Source organism: Sphingomonas sp. (assembly GCF_036388215.1).
In the GTDB taxonomy this organism is placed as follows: Bacteria; Pseudomonadota; Alphaproteobacteria; order Sphingomonadales; family Sphingomonadaceae; genus Sphingomonas.
Genome location: NZ_DASVSH010000016.1, coordinates 93,027 through 112,206, shown reverse-complemented (window position 1 = coordinate 112,206; position 19,180 = coordinate 93,027). Strand labels below are relative to the sequence as shown.

At 64.2% G+C, this 19,180-nt stretch carries 21 protein-coding genes and 1 tRNA gene; 12 read left to right on the top strand and 10 right to left on the bottom strand.

All coding sequences use genetic code 11. The features are described 5' to 3' along the window. Positions 1-60: 60 nt before the first annotated feature. On the top strand, positions 61-999 hold the full coding sequence (gene kdgD / locus VF617_RS07250; protein ID WP_331014201.1) for a 5-dehydro-4-deoxyglucarate dehydratase: 939 nt from the start codon (positions 61-63) through the stop codon (positions 997-999). 80 nt (positions 1,000-1,079) lie between these two features. Continuing rightward, complete coding sequence (locus tag VF617_RS07245) at positions 1,080-1,979, top strand: LysR substrate-binding domain-containing protein (RefSeq protein ID WP_331014200.1); 900 nt, start codon at positions 1,080-1,082, stop codon at positions 1,977-1,979. Positions 1,980-2,024: 45 nt separating this feature from the next. On the opposite strand, the gene VF617_RS07240 is transcribed toward VF617_RS07245, so the two are convergent. The 4 genes from VF617_RS07240 to purB form a co-directional block, all read right to left on the bottom strand. Continuing rightward, positions 2,025-3,383 (bottom strand): MFS transporter, encoded by a 1,359-nt coding sequence (locus VF617_RS07240; RefSeq protein WP_331014199.1) that lies wholly within the window; start codon positions 3,381-3,383, stop codon positions 2,025-2,027. 244 nt (positions 3,384-3,627) lie between these two features. Then, a tRNA-Leu gene (locus VF617_RS07235) sits at positions 3,628-3,714 on the bottom strand. A 116-nt stretch (positions 3,715-3,830) separates the two neighbouring features. Beyond that, positions 3,831-4,637 (bottom strand): hypothetical protein, encoded by an 807-nt coding sequence (locus VF617_RS07230; RefSeq protein ID WP_331014198.1) that lies wholly within the window; start codon positions 4,635-4,637, stop codon positions 3,831-3,833. Between the two features lie 193 nt (positions 4,638-4,830). Next, on the bottom strand, positions 4,831-6,144 hold the full coding sequence (gene purB / locus VF617_RS07225; protein WP_331014197.1) for an adenylosuccinate lyase: 1,314 nt from the start codon (positions 6,142-6,144) through the stop codon (positions 4,831-4,833). A 316-nt stretch (positions 6,145-6,460) separates the two neighbouring features. On the opposite strand from purB, the gene VF617_RS07220 reads away from it, so the two are divergent. Then, a complete protein-coding gene (locus VF617_RS07220) occupies positions 6,461-6,988 on the top strand; it encodes a hypothetical protein (RefSeq protein ID WP_331014196.1) in 528 nt (175 codons plus the stop codon). 165 nt (positions 6,989-7,153) lie between these two features. On the opposite strand, the gene radC is transcribed toward VF617_RS07220, so the two are convergent. Further along, positions 7,154-7,834: a RadC family protein gene (radC, locus tag VF617_RS07215; protein ID WP_331014195.1), complete on the bottom strand. Its 681-nt coding sequence runs from the start codon at positions 7,832-7,834 to the stop codon at positions 7,154-7,156. Between the two features lie 14 nt (positions 7,835-7,848). Next, on the bottom strand, positions 7,849-9,090 hold the full coding sequence (locus VF617_RS07210) for an esterase-like activity of phytase family protein (RefSeq protein WP_331014194.1): 1,242 nt from the start codon (positions 9,088-9,090) through the stop codon (positions 7,849-7,851). Between the two features lie 162 nt (positions 9,091-9,252). Here VF617_RS07210 and VF617_RS07205 point away from each other — a divergent pair, with 162 nt between their 5' ends. The 5 genes from VF617_RS07205 to VF617_RS07185 are packed head-to-tail and all read left to right on the top strand — an operon-like array spanning position 9,253 to position 11,858. Next, the gene (locus tag VF617_RS07205) at positions 9,253-9,570 is read left to right on the top strand and encodes an AtpZ/AtpI family protein (RefSeq protein WP_331014193.1); all 318 of its coding nucleotides are present in this window, start codon (positions 9,253-9,255) and stop codon (positions 9,568-9,570) included. Positions 9,571-9,609: 39 nt separating this feature from the next. Further along, positions 9,610-10,395: a F0F1 ATP synthase subunit A gene (locus VF617_RS07200; protein WP_331014192.1), complete on the top strand. Its 786-nt coding sequence runs from the start codon at positions 9,610-9,612 to the stop codon at positions 10,393-10,395. A 48-nt stretch (positions 10,396-10,443) separates the two neighbouring features. Next, positions 10,444-10,671 (top strand): F0F1 ATP synthase subunit C, encoded by a 228-nt coding sequence (locus VF617_RS07195; RefSeq protein ID WP_044330387.1) that lies wholly within the window; start codon positions 10,444-10,446, stop codon positions 10,669-10,671. A 52-nt stretch (positions 10,672-10,723) separates the two neighbouring features. After that, positions 10,724-11,215: an ATPase gene (locus VF617_RS07190; protein ID WP_331014191.1), complete on the top strand. Its 492-nt coding sequence runs from the start codon at positions 10,724-10,726 to the stop codon at positions 11,213-11,215. Beyond that, on the top strand, positions 11,208-11,858 hold the full coding sequence (locus VF617_RS07185; protein ID WP_331014190.1) for a F0F1 ATP synthase subunit B: 651 nt from the start codon (positions 11,208-11,210) through the stop codon (positions 11,856-11,858). The genes VF617_RS07190 and VF617_RS07185 overlap by 8 nt, the downstream gene beginning before the upstream one ends. Positions 11,859-12,597: 739 nt before the next feature. Here VF617_RS07185 and VF617_RS07180 read toward each other — a convergent pair. From VF617_RS07180 to VF617_RS07170, 3 genes are read right to left on the bottom strand one after another with little or no spacing between them, the layout of a single operon-like run. Then, complete coding sequence (locus VF617_RS07180; RefSeq protein ID WP_331014189.1) at positions 12,598-13,221, bottom strand: DUF2272 domain-containing protein; 624 nt, start codon at positions 13,219-13,221, stop codon at positions 12,598-12,600. Continuing rightward, complete coding sequence (locus tag VF617_RS07175; RefSeq protein ID WP_331014188.1) at positions 13,218-13,517, bottom strand: serine hydrolase; 300 nt, start codon at positions 13,515-13,517, stop codon at positions 13,218-13,220. The genes VF617_RS07180 and VF617_RS07175 overlap by 4 nt, the downstream gene beginning before the upstream one ends. After that, the gene (locus VF617_RS07170) at positions 13,517-14,287 is read right to left on the bottom strand and encodes a serine hydrolase domain-containing protein (protein WP_331014187.1); all 771 of its coding nucleotides are present in this window, start codon (positions 14,285-14,287) and stop codon (positions 13,517-13,519) included. Before VF617_RS07170 ends, VF617_RS07175 begins: the two co-directional genes overlap by 1 nt. Positions 14,288-14,340: 53 nt before the next feature. Between VF617_RS07170 and VF617_RS07165 the strand changes: the two genes are divergently transcribed. Next, on the top strand, positions 14,341-14,532 hold the full coding sequence (locus VF617_RS07165) for a hypothetical protein (protein ID WP_331014186.1): 192 nt from the start codon (positions 14,341-14,343) through the stop codon (positions 14,530-14,532). A 7-nt stretch (positions 14,533-14,539) separates the two neighbouring features. On the opposite strand, the gene VF617_RS07160 is transcribed toward VF617_RS07165, so the two are convergent. Beyond that, positions 14,540-15,286: a methyltransferase gene (locus VF617_RS07160; RefSeq protein ID WP_331014185.1), complete on the bottom strand. Its 747-nt coding sequence runs from the start codon at positions 15,284-15,286 to the stop codon at positions 14,540-14,542. A 239-nt stretch (positions 15,287-15,525) separates the two neighbouring features. Between VF617_RS07160 and uvrC the strand changes: the two genes are divergently transcribed. From uvrC to VF617_RS07145, 3 genes are all read left to right on the top strand, one after another. Continuing rightward, positions 15,526-17,448, top strand: coding sequence for an excinuclease ABC subunit UvrC (uvrC, locus tag VF617_RS07155; RefSeq protein WP_331014184.1), 1,923 nt, complete (start codon positions 15,526-15,528; stop codon positions 17,446-17,448). Between the two features lie 186 nt (positions 17,449-17,634). Beyond that, positions 17,635-18,180 (top strand): DUF4760 domain-containing protein, encoded by a 546-nt coding sequence (locus tag VF617_RS07150; RefSeq protein WP_331014183.1) that lies wholly within the window; start codon positions 17,635-17,637, stop codon positions 18,178-18,180. A 43-nt stretch (positions 18,181-18,223) separates the two neighbouring features. Then, positions 18,224-19,180 carry a polysaccharide deacetylase gene (locus tag VF617_RS07145; protein WP_331014182.1) on the top strand — a complete coding sequence of 319 codons (957 nt, stop codon included), beginning with the start codon at positions 18,224-18,226 and terminating at the stop codon, positions 19,178-19,180.

The following is a 19,180-nucleotide window of genomic DNA, read 5'->3' as shown; positions in this document are numbered from 1 at the left end:
GAGTTCCCAAGACCGGAAAATGTCAGGCGTCGGACAACCAAGACAACAGGAATATCGAACATGAGCAAGTTCGCGCCCAGTCAATTGGCCAAGTCGATCGGAGGAGGACTTCTTTCCTTCCCCGTCACCCATTTCGACGCGGAGGGGCGGTTCGACGAGGGCGCTTATCGCGAGCATTGCAATTACATGGCAAGCTTTCCGCTTGCAGGCCTTTTTGCTGCCGGGGGAACCGGCGAATTCTTCTCGCTGACGCCCAAGGAGGTGGGCGACGTGGTCGCCGCCGCAGTGGCCGAAGGCGCGGGGAAGGTGCCTGTGATCGCCGGCTGCGGCTATGGCACCGCGATCGCAGTCGAGATCGCCCGTGACGCGGAGAAGCGCGGCGCCGACGGGCTGCTGCTCCTTCCCCCCTATCTCATCACCTGCAGCCAGGAAGGGCTGGCCAATCACATCGAGGCAGTATGCCGCTCCACGTCATTGGGCGTGATCGTCTATAATCGCGACAACGCCGTGGTCGACGAAGACACGCTGGCCCGCCTGTGCGACCGCAATCCCAATCTGATCGGCTTCAAGGACGGGGTCGGCGACGTCGAACTGATGATGCGCGTGTTCGCGCGGATGGGTGATCGCCTGACCTATATCGGCGGGCTTCCCACCGCGGAAACCTTCGCTCCCGCCTATCTCCAGATGGGGGTCACCACTTATTCCTCGGCAATCTTCAATTTCCTGCCCGAATGGGCGCTCGAATTCTACGCCTCGGTGCGGGCTCAGGATCATCAGGCGGTGATGGCGGGCCTGCGCGATTTCGTCCTCCCCTATATTGCCTTGCGCAACAGGGGCCGAGGCTATGCCGTCTCGATCGTCAAGGCAGGAATGAAGATCATCGGCCAGGACGCAGGCCCGGTCCGCTCGCCGCTTACCGACCTGAAGCCCGCCGAGATAGAGGAACTGCGCGTGCTCATCGATCGCGCGCGGCCGGCCCAGAGGCAGAGCGCCGCCTAGGGTCGGCGCCCGATACGTTGCCGGTGTCGAGTACCGACCCTGATGCTGGCGCGCCGTCACGTTCGCCGCTACACGGGGGCATGTTCGAACTAAGCCAGTTGCGATGCTTCATAGCGACGGCGGAAGAACTGCATTTCGGACGCGCCGCGGCGCGGCTCAACATGACGCAACCGCCGCTCAGCCGGCAGATCCAGCTTCTAGAGCATATTCTGGGAGTGTCGCTGCTCGAGCGCACCAGCCGGCTGGTGCGGCTGACCCCCGCAGGCCGCGTGTTCCTGATCGAGGCACGCCGCATCATCAAGCTGACGGAGAGCGCCACGCTGGCGGCGCGTCGCGTGGCCAAGGGGGATGCGGGCCGCATTTCTATCGGCTTCACGGCCGTCTCGGGCTATCGTTTCCTCCCCCAGATCCTGACGGCCGCCGGCGCGCGCCTGCCCAATATCGAATGCGAGCTGCACGAGATGGTGACCGGCGCGCAGGTCGAAGGGCTGCTGACGGGGCTGATCGATATCGGTTTCGTCCGCCCGCCGCTGGAGCGTCAGGAATTCGACACGCGCAGCGTGCTGGCCGAGCCGCTGCTGGCGGCCCTCCCCGCGGGCGATCCGCTATTGGCGGAAGGGGGGCTGGAGCTGGCGCATTTCGACGAGCGGCCACTGATCATGTATTCGCGCGAAGGAGCCAGCTATTTCCATAACATGCTGGTCGCCCTGTTCGACGCCGCCGGCATCAAGCCCAATTATGTGCAGCACGTGACGCAGATCCATTCGATGCTCGGGATGGTCCAGGCGGGCCTGGGCGCCGCGCTCGTGCCAGCCTCCGCGTCCGAGCTCCATTTCGAGGACGTCCAGTTTCGCCCACTCACCACCGTGCCCGAGCGGCCGGCCAAGCTCTACATGGCGTGGCGACGCGACAACATGAATCCGGCGCTCCAACCCGTGCTGGAGCTTTGCGCCAGCTGCGGCGAGACGATCGGGATCTGAGTCGTTTCATCCAGGCTGAATCGGCGCCGTCTGACTGAAGCCATCTCAGGCCGGCTTCAGTTCCAACCGCTCGATTTTGCCGACGATCACGAAATAGGCGAAGATGGTCAGCGCACAATGCGCGCCTACAAATATGAGCGCGCCATCGAACGATCCGGTGCCCTGGACGATGTATCCGATGACGATCGGCGTCACGATTCCGGCGATGTTGCCGAAGGTGTTGAACACGCCGCCGGTGACGCCCGCCAGACTGGGCGGGGCGGTATCCGAGACCACTGCCCAGCCGAGCGAGGCCAGGCCCTTGCCGAAGAAGGCGATCGCCATGACCGTGACGACCAGCCACTCCTGCTCGATATAGACGCAGGCGATGATCGATGAGGCGAGCAGCATGCCGATCAAAAGCGGCGTCTTGCGCGCGAAGGTGACCGAGCCGGTGCGCTTGAGCAACCGATCCGAGATGAAGCCGCCGAGCACGCCGCCCGCGAAGCCGCACAAGGCCGGCGCGACGGCGGCGAAGCCCGCCTCCATGATGTTGAGCCCGCGCTCCTTGACCAGGTAGATCGGAAACCAGGTGGCGAAGAAATAGGTCAGCACGTTGATGCAATATTGCGCCAGGTAGATGCCGATCATCATCCGGTTGGTGAGCAATTGGCGCACGTTGGACCAAGTGAACAGCGAGGGCGCGCTGGTGGAGGTGTGGCCGACCTCGTCCATGTGCACCAGGCCGCCGCCGGATTCGATATAGTCCAGCTCGGCCTTGTTGACCTTCGGATGCGCGGAGGGGGAATGGAGGAACCGCACGAAGCCCACCGCGGCGACCAGGCCGAACACGCCCATCACGATGAACACCCAGCGCCAGTGAAAGCTGTGGGCGATCCAGCCCATCAGGGGAGCGAAGGCGACGAGCGAAAAATATTGCGCTGAATTGAAGATCGCCGAAGCCGTGCCGCGCTCGCTCTTGGGGAACCATGAGGCGACGATGCGCGCGTTGCCCGGGAAGGACGGCGCCTCGGCCAGGCCGACGAGGAAGCGCAGTGCGAAGAGGACGACTACCGCCGTGAAGCCGATTAACCCGGCAGTCACTCCCTGGAGGAGCGTGAAGATCGACCAGAGCGCGATCGCCAGGCCATAGACCCGCTTGGAGCCGAACCGGTCGAGCAGGGCGCCGCCCGGAACCTGTCCGAGCACATATGCCCATGCGAACGCAGACAGGATATAGCCCATCGCTACGGGCGAGAGGTCCATCTCCTTGGATGCAGCGGCGCCCGCGATCGAGAATGTCGCGCGGTCGGCATAGGCGATCGTCGTGACGATGAAGAGCAGCACGATGATCTGCCAGCGCACATTGGTGCGGGGCCCTTCGGAAGCACCGATCGTATCAGTCGCAGCGTTCGTCGGGCCCACCAGCCTCTCCCTATATTAGCTGGCGCGGAAGCCGCATCCGGCCGCCACCGCAAGGGCGTCCGCATGTCGCATATCTGGTGCGCCACTCCCTTGATCTCTGCCAAGTCGAAGCCACGCTATGCGGCGCTGGGCTGGCTGTCCAAGCCAAATCGAACATCGGCCAATGCGTTCGCGGTATCGCGTGACAGGCTGAAGTGGGACGCCCCGCCGGGGGAATGCCTGGTCCGATATTTCTGTTTGGAAATGGTGCCCAGAAGAGGACTCGAACCTCCACGGCCTTGCGACCGCCAGCACCTGAAGCTGGTGCGTCTACCAATTCCGCCATCTGGGCACGGGGTAGGCGGTGGCCCCTACGGAGGGGGTCTGGGCTTGTCAACCGCGAAGGGCCACGCGGTCCGCCACCCGGCCCCCCATAATTGTCGGCAGTCCTGCCGGACCAAAACAGTCTCAGTGGCCGTTGTCGCTCCAATGGGGCGGGTCGCTGAGCAGCTTCAGGACGCCGTAAGTCACGCCGATCGCGTGGAGTTCCGTGTTGGTGTCGCCGCTGCGCGGCGCGCCCAGGGGACGTTTCCTGCCGGCCTTGTCCTTCACTTCGATCGTGCCGGTCCAGGAAATCGTCATGTCGATCGCCCGGCCCTCGATGTGGAGCGACGTGAGTGAGGGCTGAAAGGCGATGCCGAACAGGTCGGACATCTCCCGCGCGCCCTTTTTCGATTTGGCGAGGTCGCCATGATCCCAGCGGATCGCCAGGCCAGCGAGGGCCGGGACTTGCCCGGGCGCCATTTCGCCGCGGGAGACGCGCCAGCTATAATGCATCAGATGCGCGCGGGTGCGGTTTCGCCGGGTGGCGGAGACGGTGACCTTCGCCCCAGCGGCCTTGAGCGCGTCGATGAAGGCGGACGCCCGATCGCGAAAAGGCGAGGCGAGATCGGCGACCTTCTCGCTGTTCGGATATCTGGCCTGGTTGGCGTGCCACCACGTTGCGCCGCTCAGCGATGCTGCCGAGCCCTGGCCGCTCGACAAAGCGATCCAGGTCTTGCCGCCGGGCGTGACGAGGCCATCGGGCTTGGCAATGCCGACGACCTGGGCCTGATAGGCAGTGATTGCGGCGATGGTGCGCGGGCCGCAATCGCCATCGGTGGGCAGGAGCGGCTGGCCGGTTGCGGCGAGCCAATCGTTTAGGAGATGCTGGACGACGATCACGTCGGCGAGATCGTTGACCCCGCTTTTGCCCACCGGTGCGCCGATCGCCATGCCCGCCCTCCCCAAGTCCCCAGGCAGGGGTAACCGGCGATTTCCTACATTGGAAGGCCTGTGCTCCCCTCCCTGGAAGGGAGGGGCTGGGGGTGGGTAGATGCTTGGCGGTACTGAGCCGGACTGCGCCGCGGTATCCGTATCGCCCGGACGCCACCCACCCCTCAATCCCCTCCCTTGCAGGGAGGGGAAGTTAGGAGCGGAAAACGCGCTCGAAGATCGTATCGACCTGGGCGAAGTGATAGGCGAGGTCGAACTTATCCTCGAGTTCGGCCACGGAGAGCGCGGCGGTTACCTGCGGGTCCGCCTTGAGGAGCTCGAGCAGCGAAAGCTCGCCGTCGCTCTCCCACACCTTCATGGCGTTGCGCTGGACGAGGGCATAAGCGTCCTCGCGGCTGACGCCTGCCTGAGTCAATGCGAGCAGCACTCGTTGCGAATGGACTAGGCCGCCCATGCGATCGAGATTCTTCCGCATGCGCTCGGGATAAACCAGGAGTTTGTCGATTACGCCGGTGAGCCGGGCCAGCGCGAAATCCAGGGTGATGGTGGCATCGGGGCCGATATAGCGCTCGACCGAGGAGTGGCTGATGTCGCGTTCGTGCCACAGCGCCACGTTCTCCATCGCGGGCATGACGGCGCTGCGGACCATGCGCGCGAGGCCCGTAAGGTTCTCGGTCAGCACCGGGTTGCGCTTGTGCGGCATCGCCGAGCTGCCCTTTTGGCCCGGTGAGAAATATTCCTCTGCTTCGAGCACTTCGGTGCGCTGCAAGTGGCGGATTTCGGTAGCCAGGCGCTCGATCGAGGAGGCGATGACGCCGAGCGTGGCAAAGAACATCGCGTGGCGATCGCGCGGGATCACCTGGGTGGAAACGGGCTCCGGCGTGAGGCCGAGCTTCGCCGCGACATGCGCCTCCACGCGCGGATCGATATTGGCGAAGGTGCCGACCGCGCCGGAAATCGCGCAGGTCGCAATATCGGCACGCGCGGCGATCAGGCGGGCTCGGTTGCGTGCGAACTCGGCATGGGCCTGAGCGAGCTTGAGCCCGAAAGTCACCGGCTCGGCATGGATCCCGTGGCTGCGGCCGATCGTAGGAGTGAGCTTGTGCTCGTGTGCGCGGCGCTCGAGCACGGCGAGTAGCTTGTCGATGTCGGCGATGAGGATATCGGCGGCGCGGACGAGCTGGATCGCCAGCGCGGTATCGAGCACGTCGGAGCTTGTCATGCCCTGGTGCATGTATCGGGCTTTGTCACCCACCTGCTCGGCAACCCAGGTGAGGAAGGCGATCACGTCGTGCTTGGTGACGGCCTCGATCGCGTCGATGGCGGCTACATCGATCACGGGCTTGGTGGCCCACCATTTCCACAGCGCGTCCGCCGCAGCCCTGGGCACCACGCCCAGATCGGCCAGCGCCTCGGTCGCGTGCGCTTCGATCTCGAACCATATTCCAAGGCGCGTCTCGGGTGACCAGATCGCAGTCATCTCAGGGCGGGAGTAGCGCGGGACCATCGGTTGCCTTTCGCTGGATGTCGCCGCGCCGATAGCAAGCCGCCTTCCGACCGGCCAGCGGTATCGCCCGTGACCGTTGGCCTAGGGTAGATCCTGGCTCAGGGTGATGCACAAGAGTCGCACGGCAACGAAAATGCGATGAGTGGGCATTCTACAGGGATAAACTGAGGCTAAAGCTACTGAAAGACGGAACAACACACCTAAATAGGTGGTTCTAACTTTGAACTAACCACGCTCGTATGCTTGGGCTTATGATTGCTATGCTGCATTTCAGAGGAGAACTCTAATGCTTAAATCAGTTGTTCTTGCTACATCTATGCTTGTTGCTGTACCCGCCTTTGCGCAGGACAAGCCTGCGACTTCGGAATCGCAACCAGCGCAGACTGCGCCCGCGACAACCGCACAGGCGCCAGCAACGGATGACGCAGCGCCCGACGCGGCCAAGGATCAGACGGCGCAGCCGGCCGCCGAGCGTGCACCCGCGCAGGAAACCGCGACTGCAACTCAGGCTGCACCCGCGCAGGACACCACCACTGCGGCCCAGCCTGCGCAGAGCGCCCAGGCGGCACCGGCCGCTGCGCCCGCCGCAACGCAGGACCAAGTGGCACAGGCCGTCACCCGGGATTGGGCCACTTTCGACAAGGATGGCAACAGCCAGCTCAGTGCCGCGGAATTCGGCGCCTGGATGAGCACCCTGCGCAAGGCCGCCGAACCCAACTTCGTCGCCGGGTCGCCAGAGGCGAATACCTGGGAAAGCCAGGCATTCACTACGGCCGATGCCGACAAGAGCGCTTCGGTAACCAAGCAGGAACTGACGATTTTCCTGACGCCGAAGCCCGCCTGACGCTACCCTGACGCCGTACGCATGGCGCGACTCCCCACGCTCGCCGGACTTGCCTCCGGCGGGCGTTTGGTCATCACAGGATCAAGCGCAGAAAATATGCCGCAGCGCCAACTACCAGCACACCAGCCAGCCAGAGCCCCGCAAACCACGCAAGGCGGCGCGCCATCAAAGCAGCCCCTGCGCACGCAGGCTGGTGTGCCCCTCGCTGCCGATGACGATGTGATCATGCACTGTGATGTTCAGCCGCTTCCCGGCCTCGGCGATGCTCCGGGTGATCTCGATATCGGCGCGGCTGGGGGAGGGATCGCCCGAAGGGTGATTGTGGACGAGAATGACGGCCGCCGAGCCGAGATCGATCGCGCGGCGGACGACCTCACGGACATAGACCGCAGCTTCATCGATCGACCCTTCTGACATGAGCTCGTCGCGGATCAGCATGTTGCGCGAATTGAGGTGGAGCACGCGGAAGCGCTCGATCGCGTGGTGGGCCATGTCGGCGCGCAGATAATCGAGCAGCGCCTGCCAGTTGGCGAGGACGGGCTTCTCCGCGACTTCGGCGCGGAGCAAGCGGAGGGCGGTCGCGTGCGCGGCCTTTAGCGCCGCGACGCTGGTCTCGCCCATTCCGGGAATGCGGGCCAGTGCTTCGGCATCGGCCGCAAAGAGCCCGCCTATGCCGCCGAATTCGTCGAGCAGCTTTTTCGCCAGCGGCTTCGTGTCGCGGCGCGGGATGGCAAGGGCCAAGAGATATTCGATCAGCTCATGATCGAGCAATGCATCGGGTCCGCCCTCAAACAGCCGTTTGCGCAGGCGCTCGCGGTGGCCGGAATTGTCGGGAACGTCGGACATGCAGCGACTATAAGTCAGCGCGTCGGCAAATCCACGGGCAAGTCGATGCGCCAGAAACGAGTCTCGACCCCCTCGGTGCCGAAGTCGTTATCGTTGACCAGGAGCAATTGGCGCGGCGAGAGCTGGATCATCCCTTCGAGATCGGGATCGATCTGGGGGAAGTCGTCGGTCGACAGGATCAGCGACTTGGAGAGGACGGGCAGCGCGAACTCGTCATTGGCGCTCATTTGCTCGACGGTTGGGCGGGTGTCGGGATCGAGATGCTCCGCTCCGAGCGCGCAAGCCGCATCCAGCTCGACCGCATAGATCTTGGTGGTCCGTGATCCGCGCTCAAGGACCAGCAGCGTGCCCGGCCCCAACAGCAGCATCTCGCTCACCTTGATGTCCGAGCGGTCCAGATCGCCCGCTGCGCTGTCGCGCAAGAAGGTGTCCGGTGCGTCGAGGGGATAGAGGAATTGCCCGGTGACGCGCTCGCTTGCGGTGTCGAAGGCCCAGAGGCGGATGTGGCATGCCCTTTCGTGGGCGCACAGATCGGGATGGGCGAGGGGACTCTGGAAGGCGAAGTACAAAGTCCCGCCGTCGGGGGAGAGCGCGAGCGCCTCGAACCCGCGATTGAGCCGGCGGCGCGCGGTGATCGCGGGGAGCGTGTCGCGGACCGGATAGGTCGCGCCTTCGAACCAGGAAACGCATCCCTCGGGCACCAGCCGCGCCTCGATCGTGCCGTCGGCGTTCGCCCTGAGCAGGGACGGGCCATATTCCTCACCGATCCAGAAGCTTCCGTCGGGCGCGACTGCGATGCCTTCGGTGTCGGCGCCGGAGGGATCGGGCGCGATCAGGCTGCCGTCGAGTGCGATTGCCGGCTCGCGTTCCTCGGCCAGGCCGAAGGGCGGGGGTAGACCGGAGATCGGCGCGCCGCCCGTGCCCCGCAGCGGGAGCGTGCGCAGGAGCGTTACCTGATCGCCCTGAATGCGGAGCTCGGAGATCGCGGGGCCGATGTGGAGGCTGGTCATGACCTTCGCGCTGCCGCTGTCGGCGTGTTCCGCCAGGTGATCGAGCCCCAATCGGCCCACCGCGAGCTTCACCTTGAGGTTCGGCCCGCGATCGCCGACCGCCCAGAACACGCCCTCGGGATCGCCCGAGCGGCGCGCCAGCCCCGAGCCGATGCCGCGCGTGATCCGGAGCGGGCGCAGCGGGAGATCGAGCGTGTCCAGCAACTCGTCGGTGTATTTCAGGCGGGTTGCGATGGGGCTTTTCATCGCCCGGTGCTTGGTCCCCCGCTGGTCTCCCCGCAAGCGAATAGGAGTGGTTCGCAAGAGTTGACTCGACCCTGCACCCTGCTAAAGCGCCCGTGCCTTGGCGGGCTCGCCTTTGGGCACAAGCGCTTGGCCCTGCCGGAAACGGCTCCTGGGAGAAGCAATTTGGCCGAAGAAAAGCCCGGACTGGACCCCTTGCCCGAGGATGCGCGCCTGGACTCGCTCGACGAGCGATTGCAGCGAGCGAAATCGGAAGAGGCGATCAGGAACGGCGGCGGCACCGATAAAGGCCAGGATGATTACAACCTGGGCAATCGCGTGCTGGCCGAGCTGATCGGCGGTATGGCCGGAGGTGCGCTGATCGGGTGGGTGCTCGATAGGTTTCTGGGCACTTCCCCCTGGCTCCTGCTCGCGTTGCTCTTCCTGGGCATCATCGTGGCGTTCAGGAACATCATTCGGATTTCGAACCAGCGCTCGAAGTGATTCTTCGGGCGCTTTGGCTAATGAGGCGGACGAACAAGCGTGGCGGCTGAATCTGGCAAGATCGACCCGATGCACCAGTTCCAGATCCAGACGATCTGGGATCCGGGCTTCAGCATCGCAGGGCACCCGATCGTCCTCACCAATTCGGCGGTGTGGATGCTGGCGGCGGCTTTGGCGCTATGGGCTTTCATGCTGCTCGGCATGAAGCGCCAGGTGATCCCGACGCGCGGCCAGATGCTGGTGGAGAATTTCACGGGCTTCGTCACCAAGCTGGTCGACGACAATATCGGTCATGGCGGGCGCAAATACGTCCCCTACGTCTTCTCACTCTTCATGTTCATCCTGTTCGCCAACCTCCTCGGCCTGCTGCCTTTGGGGCTGATCGGGCTGCATCCCTTCACCTTCACCAGCCACTTCACGGTCACCGGCGTGCTTGCGATCATGAGCTTCTCGATCGTGCTGATCGTCGGCTTCTGGAAGCATGGGCTGAAGTTCTTCTCGCTGTTCGTGCCGCATGGCACGCCTTTGTGGCTGATCTGGCTGATCCCCGCGATCGAGCTGGTTTCGTTCATGGTCCGTCCATTCTCGCTGGGGCTCCGGTTGTTCGTCGCGATGATCGCGGGGCATATTCTGCTCAAGGTGCTTGCCGGCTTCGTGATCAATGCCGGTAACGCCGGGCTGATTCCCGGCCTCGGCGTCGGCATCCCCAGCTTTGCGCTGATGATCGGCATCTCGGCGCTCGAAGTGCTGGTTGCCGGCATCCAAGCCTATGTCTTTGCATTGCTCACGTCGCTGTACATCCACGACGCCGAGCATCTGCATTGAGTTTTTCCGTACCAACCAACCAAACGAATTGAAGCAGGAGTTTTTGAAATGGACGCAGAAGCAGCAAAGCTGATCGGTGCAGGCCTGGCCGCCATCGGCGCCGGCATGGCCGCCATCGGTGTGGGCAACGTGTTCGGCTCGTTCCTCGAAGGCGCGCTGCGCAATCCGGGCGCGGCCGATGGCCAGCAGGGCCGCCTGTTCATCGGCTTCGCGGCCGCCGAGCTTCTCGGTCTGCTCGCGTTCGTCGTCGCGATGATCCTGATCTTCGTCGCGTAACTTTTCCGATCCGGGCCGGTGATGAGCCGGCCCGCATCCGGACAGGATTGAAATGCCCCAGATCTCCCAGCTCGCCGAGACGTTTGCCTCCCAGATTTTCTGGCTGCTGCTGACGTTCGGCTTCGTATTCTTCGTGGTCGGCAAGATGATGCTGCCCAAGGTGCTGTCGACGGTCGACGCGCGTGACCGGTCGGTCGCGGGCGATCTCGCCGCGGCGGAAGCCGCACGTGCGGCTGCCGATGCGGCCGAAGAGAATTGGCGGGTGCAGGAGAATGCGGCGCGCGAAGCCGCCCAGAAGCGCATCGCCGAGGCGCGCGCCAAGGGTGCGGCCAAGAGCGAAAAGACGCTTGCGGCAGGCAACGCGAAGAACGACGCAAAGCTGGCCGAGGCCGAAGCGCGCATCGGCGCGGCGAGCCAAGCCGCGATGGCCGATATCGAAGCGGTCGCCGCCGATGCGGCTGCCGACATCGTAGCGCGCATTTCTGGCGCATCGGTCAGCGCGACCGAGGCGCGGGCCGCAGTGAAGGCGGCGCTCAATGGCTGATACCCACGCCAAGACCCCCGGCGATGCCGCGGTCGAGCATAACCTGGCCGAAGCCAAGCAGGGCGAAGGCATGGCGGTGCCGCACACCGGCACCGAGGCGCTGACCGCCGAGCATGGCGGCGTCGGCCCGACCGAAGGGCATCACGCCGATCCCGCCATCTTCGGGCTCGACGCGACGATCTGGGTTTCCATCGCGATGGCGGTGTTCATCGCCATCCTGATCTGGAAGAAGGTCCCGTCGCTGATCACGCGCGGCCTGGACAACCAGATCGCGGCGATCCGCACGCGCCTGGATGAAGCCAAGCAGCTTCGCGCGGAGGCCGAAGCGCTGCGCGACGAATATGCCAAGAAGATCGCCGGCGCCGAAGCCGAGGCTGCGGCGATGATCGCGCACGCCGACGAAGAGGCAAAGGGCGTGCTGGCCAAGGCCGAGGCGGACGCCAAGGACCTGACGGCGCGCCGCGCGAGGATGGCCGAGGACAAGATCGCCGCCGCCGAGCGCAGCGCGATTGCGGAGATCCGCGCGAAGACCGCCGAAGCGGCTACGAAGGCCGCTGCCGCGATCATTGCGCAGAAGCATGACGCGAGTGCCGACAAGGCGATGGTTGATAACGCGATTGCGGGGCTGGGCCGGCTTAACTGAGCTTGCTTTGGAATCGCTGAGTTTGAGAAGCCCCGGCCATTGTGCCGGGGTTTTTCGTTTGCAGCACGGGCCCTTCGACAGGCTCAGGGTGAGCGGTGGAAGGGACCTCTCAAACCCCGCTCACCCTGAGCTTGTCGAAGGGCGCGAATGTTCCCAATGTTCGCGCTCATGCGCACGTTTCACCGCCGGCGTCGCGCGAAAGGTTAGTAAAGGTTAGGCCAAGACTGCGGTTTGGCGCGTCTGATCGTTTCATGATGTCAAAGAGCGGTCAGCATCGCCGACCGGCCCAGCCAAGCATTTGAAATCCTACATTGCAACAGGGGACGAAGGGCCGCTTTTGGTGGAAGGCGGTCATTGCTCTCGTTCGCTGTCCAAGACCCCTCTGTGCCGTCGTAGCCGTCTTGGAAACGACCTTGCTTCGTGGAAAAGGACATACGCCGCCCATCCAGCGCCGGGGCCGACAAGGACTGCGAGCAGTGTCAAGCGGAGGGAGTCCGCTAATCCGAAGTTGATATCGATAGCTGCGAATATAGCGCCACCAACAAACATGGGCCAAAGCGTATCCAGCTTGTCTGCACCGCCATAGAGCGAGCCTTCGTAAATCTTTGCGAGGCGGCTCGCATGATAGTTCCGCAACCGGCCCAAGGATCGCACTCCGCGCATGCTAGGTTTCGCGCTAATAGATGTATGATACAGCTAATGACCGCAATAGTTGGAAAGCAGTCAGTTGCCATCGGCGCTAAAGCTCGTTCCGAATAACCCCGATCCATACCTTTCGATCGTCCGCCAGCCGCCCTTCGGCATCCGTCCGCCAGTCCGAGCGGGTGACCGAGCCGCCGACCTTCTGGAACCAGACATTGCCGCCGATGCTGCTGCACCGGCCCTCGGCGATTTCGACCACGACATCGACATGCGAATCGAAGAAGCGCCCTGTGTCGAGCTGTTCGAGCGCCTGGGCATAGCTTGCTGGTGGGTCGCGTTCGCCTCGCGAATTCCAGATCAGGTCGCCGACACGCGGAATCGCGAGCGCGGGATCGTGGAGGGTCAGCTTCCCGCTCATCCCGTCATGGCGGCGGATGCGGTCGACATAGACGGAGTGCGTCTCGTCGCCCCAGAAGACGTCGCCCGCGCCGGCCTGGACGAAACACCAGCTGATGAATGCCGCCGACCAGGGCTCGTCGGTCAGCCCGTCCCAATCGGGGCGGCCGACCGAGTCCCAATAGTCGCCGATCCGCGCTGTGAACGGCTGCTCGTCGAGGTTTGCCCCGAGACGCCAGCTATCGTCGATCCGGCGCCAGGTTCGGCGGAAATACTCCCACTCCTGCGTCGCGACCTCGACCAGCCTTTCGGCAATGCGCGTCAACGACGCTGCGCCAGCTCGGCGCTAAGCTTGAGGATGGTGGGATATGCCTGTTGCCGGGTCGACAGGACAGCGGCGACGATCCCCGTTTCCGGCGAATAAGCGACCGCGGTGCCCCAGAAGCCGCTATGGCTGTAGATATCGCCGCGCGGCGTGTGTTTCACGAACAGGCCGAAGCGATAGATGTCGCCGTTCTTGTGCGGGCCTTCGCTCAGCATGACCTGGAGCGTGCGCCTGTTTTCAAACAGGCGGCCGTCGAACAGCGCCTTGAAGAAAGCGGCCAGATCGCGCGCCGACATCACCAGGCCCCGCCGCCATAGAGATCGAAGCTGGCATCCACGCCGGTGACTTCACGCTCGCCGATATATTGCCGTGCGCGGGGCGGCGCGTCCTTGCGCGGCTGTTCGAACACTTCCCAGTAAAGCGACTTGAGCCCGAGCTTGTCGAGCTTGAGCTGCTCGCGCATGGCCGCGGCGAGGGTCTTGCCCGTGATCCGCTGGATGATGTCGCCGAGCAGGATGTAGTCCGCATCGGCATATTTGAACTCGGCGCCAGGCGCGCTGAGCGGATCGCCCCAGTCGGTCATCAACCCGATCAGCGCATCGGGCGTCCAGCGATGCTTGGGATCGTTGTACAACGCTTCCTCGAAGCGCTTGTCATTGCCATGATCGTAAAGCCCGCCGCTGTGGCTGAGCAGGTGCCGGACCGTGATCCTGACGGTATCGTATTTGTCCGCCTTGAGCCTGGCATCGAGCGCGGGCGTGACCAAGCCGGCGATCGGCGCGTCGAGGTCGATCCTCCCTTGCTCCCACAGCCGCAGCACGGTCGCGGCGACGAAGGTCTTGGTGTTGCTCGCGACGCGCACCGGCGTGTCGCTGGTGAAGCGCCGCTTGGCGTCCACGTCGGCCATGCCCGCCGAAGCCCCATAACCCTTGCCGTCCCCGATCACATAGACCGCGAGCGGCACGGGCTCGGCGGCCAGGCGGGCGGCCAGCGCAGTTTCGCGCGGATCGAGCTGGACGGCGGCCGGCGTCGAGACGATCAGCAGGGGAAGCACATATTTGAGCATGATCGCATCCGTGACTTGATTGATGACCCGGCGCGGCGTGCTAAGCGTTGGCCATGACCACTCAGCGTTGGCTCCAGCTCGCCGCGATCCTCACCGCCGCGCTCATCCTCCTGGCCCTGGTCGCCGCATGGCGGAGCGCCAATCCCGACCCGCTCTCCGCCGACGAGATCCGCGCCCGCACCCTGGCGGAAATCCAGCGCATCGAAGCGCGCGCCGCCGAAATGGAACGTAACGCCGCGCGCTAGCCCGTACTTATTTCGGTTTGCGGTAAAGATGGACGAATTGGTCCGTCTTGCCCCTGATCGCGGGCGTGAAGACATTTGCAGTGTGGTCATCGGCCGAGTTGCGCAGCAATTGGCTCTCCACCTCGAATTTGAATCCCACGCTTTCGATCTCGGCGCGGGCCGCGGCCGGATCGATGCGGTGCAGCGTGTCCGCTGCCGTGAAGCCCGGATCGGCATTGGCCGCATGATCGATCACGAGCAGCACGCCGCCGGGCTTGAGCGCGGCGAACAGCTGGGCGGCGATGCCCTTGGCAGCGCCCGGAGGCGCGAATTTCAGGTGCAGATCGTGATAATTCTGCACCGTGATGATCGCGTCGAGCGGCTCGGGAAAGGAGATCGCGCCCAGCGACTCGCTCTTGGCGGTGACGTTCTTGTAGTCCGCAACCGCGGCCTTCTGCTCGTCGCCATAGGCCGCGCGGTACTGGATGAACTCGGCCGCCTGATAGGCATAGACATGCCCCTGCGGGCCGACCAGCGGCGCGAGGATGCGAGTCCAATAGCCGCCGCCCATCAGGAAATCGGCGACCTTGTCGCCCGGCTTGATGCCGGCGAAGGCGAGGAGTTCGCCGGAATGACGCGCGGCATCGCGGGCGCGCTGCGCCTCCGGGCGGGCCGGATCGGCCAATGCGGCGGTGACCGCAGGCGGCACGGCCTGGGCCTGTGCGGCGAGGGGCGTTGCGAGGGCTAGCAAAGCGGTGGTGACGAACAGCTTCATGGCGAGTCTCTCCCGGTGTCTGACTGCACTATGGCACGTAGCGGCGCGGGATCAAGTTGGACGCGTGGCTGGGTCGCCCCTGGGCGCAGCCAAGAAAAGAAGAAACCCTCACCAACCAGTACCCTGAAGCAGATGGGTCGATCGTGCCCCCGGCACGATATACGAAATGCCGGGGGCATTTCGTACCCATATGCCTCAGGGTACTCCCGCGAAGGCGGGAGAGGGCTATATGGATGCCGATGTCGGACCCGAATTCCCCCAATCGCTTCAACGAGGAAAAAGCGACCTACGCCGTTCGGGGTTCGGAGACTCCCGACCTTGAGGCGGGCGTGGCTGCGATCCGCAATGTCGTGAAGACGCTGCCTGCGCGGCCGGGGGTGTACCGGATGCAGGATACGCGGGGCGACGTGCTCTATGTCGGTAAGGCGCGCGCGCTGAAGAACCGCGTCACCAATTATACCCATGTGACGCGGCTCTCGAAGCGGCTCCAGCGCATGGTGGCGCAGACGCGATCGATGACGATCGTGACGACCAACAACGAAGCTGAGGCGCTGTTGCTCGAGGCGCAGCTGATCAAGCGCTATCGCCCGGCGTACAATGTGCTGCTTCGCGATGACAAGAGCTTCCCCTTCATCCTGCTGCGCGGCGATCACAGCTTTCCGCGCGTGCAGCTTCATCGGGGCGCGCGGCGGGCCAAGGGCGATTATTTCGGGCCCTTCGCGGGGGCGGGGCAAGTGCGCAAGACGCTCAACGCCCTGCAAAAGTTGTTCCTGCTCAGGAGCTGCACCGACGGTTTCTTCGCGACGCGCGATCGGCCCTGCCTGCTCTATCAGATACGCCGCTGCTCGGCGCCGTGCGTGGGCCGGATCGACGAGCCGGGATATGCCGAGCTGATGCAGGATGCGCGCGATTTCTTGCAGGGAAAATCCACCAAGGTGCAGGCCAGGCTGGGCGAGGCGATGCAGGCGGCCGCCGAAGCGATGGACTTCGAGCAGGCCGCGGTGCTGCGCGATCGATTGAAGGCTCTGACCTTCATCCAGGGCAGCCAGGCGATCAACGCCGAAGGCATGGGCGACGCCGACATCTTCGCAATGGCCAACCGCAACGGCGTGATGGGCATCCAGGCCTTCTTCATCCGGGGCGGCCAGAATTGGGGCCATCGCAGCTTCTTCCCCGCGCACACCAACGAAGTGCCCGAGGATGAAGTGCTCAGCGCCTTCCTGATGCAATTCTATGAGGAGGTTCCGCCGCCGCGAAACGTGTTCGTCGATCGCGAGCTGGACGAGGCGGCGCTGCTGGCGGAGGCGATGTGCGAGCGCGCGGGGCACAAGGTCGAGCTCAGCATGCCGCAGCGCGGCGCCCGGCGGCGGCTGATGGAGCAGGCGACGCGCAACGCAATCGAGGCGCTGGATCGGCGACTCGCCGAGAGCACGACGCAGGCAAGGCTGCTGCGCGAAGTGGCCGATGTGTTCGAGCTTCCCGAGAGCCCGGACCGTATCGAGGTCTATGACAACAGCCACATCCAGGGGACCAACGCCGTGGGCGCGATGGTCGTCGCTGGGCCGGAGGGCTTTCGCAAGGGGCAGTATCGCAAGTTCAACATCAAGAACCCCGATACCGTGCCGGGGGACGATTTCGCGATGATGCGCGAAGTCTTCGGCCGGAGGTTCGCACGGGCCCAGGCGGAGGACCCGGACCGCACGCAGGGCGACTGGCCCGATCTGGTGCTGATCGATGGCGGGCGCGGCCAGCTCAATGCAGTGAAGGGTGTGCTCGAGGATCTGGGGATCGAGGATGTCTGCCTGGTGGGCGTGGCCAAGGGACCGGACCATGGCCGCGAGGGGCGCGAAGTGTTCCATTTGCTGGACGGGCGCGAGATCACGCTGCCGGTCAATTCCCCGGTGCTATTCTATCTCCAGCGGCTGCGCGATGAGGTTCACCGCTTCGCGATCGGCGCACACCGGCAAAAGCGCGCCAAGGCCATCGGCGCCTCGCCGCTCGACGAGGTGCCCGGCATCGGCCCCGCGCGGAAAAAGGCGCTGCTGATGCATTTCGGCACCGCGCGCGCGGTGCGCGGCGCCAGCCTTGAGGATCTGCAAAAGGCGCCGGGGGTGAGCAAGGCGATGGCGCAGATGCTCCATGACTATTTCCACGCGCGCTAGCCTGAATCTTGACTTTTTGGAAGGATCGGCTAGGTAGATAGAGGACAGGAGATCGATATGCGTAATGAAGGCGTTCGCGACTAACCCTTGAGCTGCTCGCTGGCAATCCGTGCGCATGACCTCGCTATATGTGTATCGCAGCCGCCGATAGACTGGCGCTTCTACGTAATCCCGGGAATAGCGGCATTGTCCGCAGTCGTCGCCTTTTTTGCGCTCCTTAATGCCCGCGATTTAGCACGCAAAAAGTCTACGATCGATCTGATCGAAAAAACCGAATCGACCCAGCATTATCGCGAGATAAACGCCGCATTTTCCAGCACGCGGCGGGGTCAGGGCGGGTTTGCCGGCTTGCTGGTATCGCCGCCATCGGATGAACTGCGCGGCCAACTCATCGACTACCTTAATCATTACGAACTAATTGCGCTTGGTATCCAGCGCCGTGTTCTCGATGGAAAGTTCTACCGCGCCTGGATGGGAAAATCCTTCGTGCGCGATTGGAATGAGGCAGCGATATGGATCGAGCAGGAACGGTGGCGAAAGCAGCCGGACGGTTCGTGGAAATATCATCCAACGGTTTTCGCGCATTACGAGAAGATTGCGTGCAAATGGTCGCGCGAGGCAGTTCGCTTGAGCAAACAGGTACATAATCCTCCCCCGTCCACTCCCGTACCCGCTAGCCCAGGCGACGATCCGCTTCCCGAGCTCAACGATCGCGAAGACGAGACTGACTGAGCCGTTTCCACTTCCTTCACGCCCGCGCGATACACCCACCAATATGGCGACGCGCGTCTTCATCACGATCGATACCGAGCTCATGTGGCGGCACCACGTCGCGGGCCTCGACATGGACATCGTCGTCCAGCGCTCGCTGGAGCCCGCGGGCGTGGGCGTGGGCTGGCAGCTTGCACAGCTTAAGGCGCACGGGCTGAAGGCCTGCTTCTTCGTCGATCCGATGCCTGCGCTGGTCTATGGCCTCGATCCAATCAAGCGCGTCGTCGCGGCGATCCTGGAGGCGGGGCAGGAAGTGCAACTCCATCTCCATCCCAACTGGACCGGTGCGCATGCAGGCGACAAGGGCGCGACGCATGGGCCTTTCGAATTGATCGATTACAGCTTCGATGAGCAACTGGAGCTGCTGCGCGGCGCGAGCGACATGCTGGCCGCGGCGGGCGCGCCCGAGCCGATCGCGTTCCGCTCGGGCAGCTATTCGGCGAGCGACGACACGCTGGGGGCGCTGGCGAAGCTCGGCTTCGAATATGACAGCAGCCATAACGGCTCCGAATATCCCTGGCCGAGCGCGATTTCGCTGGGGCGGACGCAGATCGCGCCGGTCGAGCATCGGGGGCTGATCGAAGTTCCGGTTACCCTGATCGAGGACCAGAAAGGCCATTTGCGCCATTTCCAGATCTGCGCGCTCTCCGCCGCGGAGATGAAGGACGCGCTGGATCATGCCGTGGCAAACGACCACGCCGCGGTGACGGTGGTGAGTCATGGCTTCGAGCTTGCAAATCGCGCCGGCACGCGGCCTAACGCCGTGCATGTCCGCCGCTTCGAGGCGCTGTGCGGCATGCTGGCCAATCGCCGGGGGGTATTGGTGACGACACATTTCGCGGACCGGCCGGCGCTGGCGCTGGACCGGAACGATCAGCCGCTGGGGCCGAGCATCCTCCGCACCCGGCTGAGGCAGGCCGAACAACTCTGGTCGAACCTGATCGAGGAGCGCGCCGCGTGA

What these genes read in the sequence shown, in the direction of transcription:
- VF617_RS07165 (WP_331014186.1), top strand. Translation starts at nt 14,341, where the DNA reads ATGACCACTCAGCGTTGGCTCCAGCTCGCCGCGATCCTCACCGCCGCG.
- VF617_RS07245 (WP_331014200.1), top strand. Translation starts at nt 1,080, where the DNA reads ATGTTCGAACTAAGCCAGTTGCGATGCTTCATAGCGACGGCGGAAGAA.
- VF617_RS07145 (WP_331014182.1), top strand. Translation starts at nt 18,224, where the DNA reads ATGGCGACGCGCGTCTTCATCACGATCGATACCGAGCTCATGTGGCGG.
- VF617_RS07160 (WP_331014185.1), bottom strand. Translation starts at nt 15,286, where the DNA reads ATGAAGCTGTTCGTCACCACCGCTTTGCTAGCCCTCGCAACGCCCCTC.
- VF617_RS07195 (WP_044330387.1), top strand. Translation starts at nt 10,444, where the DNA reads ATGGACGCAGAAGCAGCAAAGCTGATCGGTGCAGGCCTGGCCGCCATC.
- VF617_RS07185 (WP_331014190.1), top strand. Translation starts at nt 11,208, where the DNA reads ATGGCTGATACCCACGCCAAGACCCCCGGCGATGCCGCGGTCGAGCAT.
- VF617_RS07230 (WP_331014198.1), bottom strand. Translation starts at nt 4,637, where the DNA reads ATGGCGATCGGCGCACCGGTGGGCAAAAGCGGGGTCAACGATCTCGCC.
- purB (WP_331014197.1), bottom strand. Translation starts at nt 6,144, where the DNA reads ATGGTCCCGCGCTACTCCCGCCCTGAGATGACTGCGATCTGGTCACCC.
- VF617_RS07220 (WP_331014196.1), top strand. Translation starts at nt 6,461, where the DNA reads ATGCTTGTTGCTGTACCCGCCTTTGCGCAGGACAAGCCTGCGACTTCG.
- VF617_RS07210 (WP_331014194.1), bottom strand. Translation starts at nt 9,090, where the DNA reads ATGAAAAGCCCCATCGCAACCCGCCTGAAATACACCGACGAGTTGCTG.
- VF617_RS07170 (WP_331014187.1), bottom strand. Translation starts at nt 14,287, where the DNA reads ATGCTCAAATATGTGCTTCCCCTGCTGATCGTCTCGACGCCGGCCGCC.
- kdgD (WP_331014201.1), top strand. Translation starts at nt 61, where the DNA reads ATGAGCAAGTTCGCGCCCAGTCAATTGGCCAAGTCGATCGGAGGAGGA.
- radC (WP_331014195.1), bottom strand. Translation starts at nt 7,834, where the DNA reads ATGTCCGACGTTCCCGACAATTCCGGCCACCGCGAGCGCCTGCGCAAA.
- VF617_RS07190 (WP_331014191.1), top strand. Translation starts at nt 10,724, where the DNA reads ATGCCCCAGATCTCCCAGCTCGCCGAGACGTTTGCCTCCCAGATTTTC.
- VF617_RS07175 (WP_331014188.1), bottom strand. Translation starts at nt 13,517, where the DNA reads ATGTCGGCGCGCGATCTGGCCGCTTTCTTCAAGGCGCTGTTCGACGGC.
- uvrC (WP_331014184.1), top strand. Translation starts at nt 15,526, where the DNA reads ATGTCGGACCCGAATTCCCCCAATCGCTTCAACGAGGAAAAAGCGACC.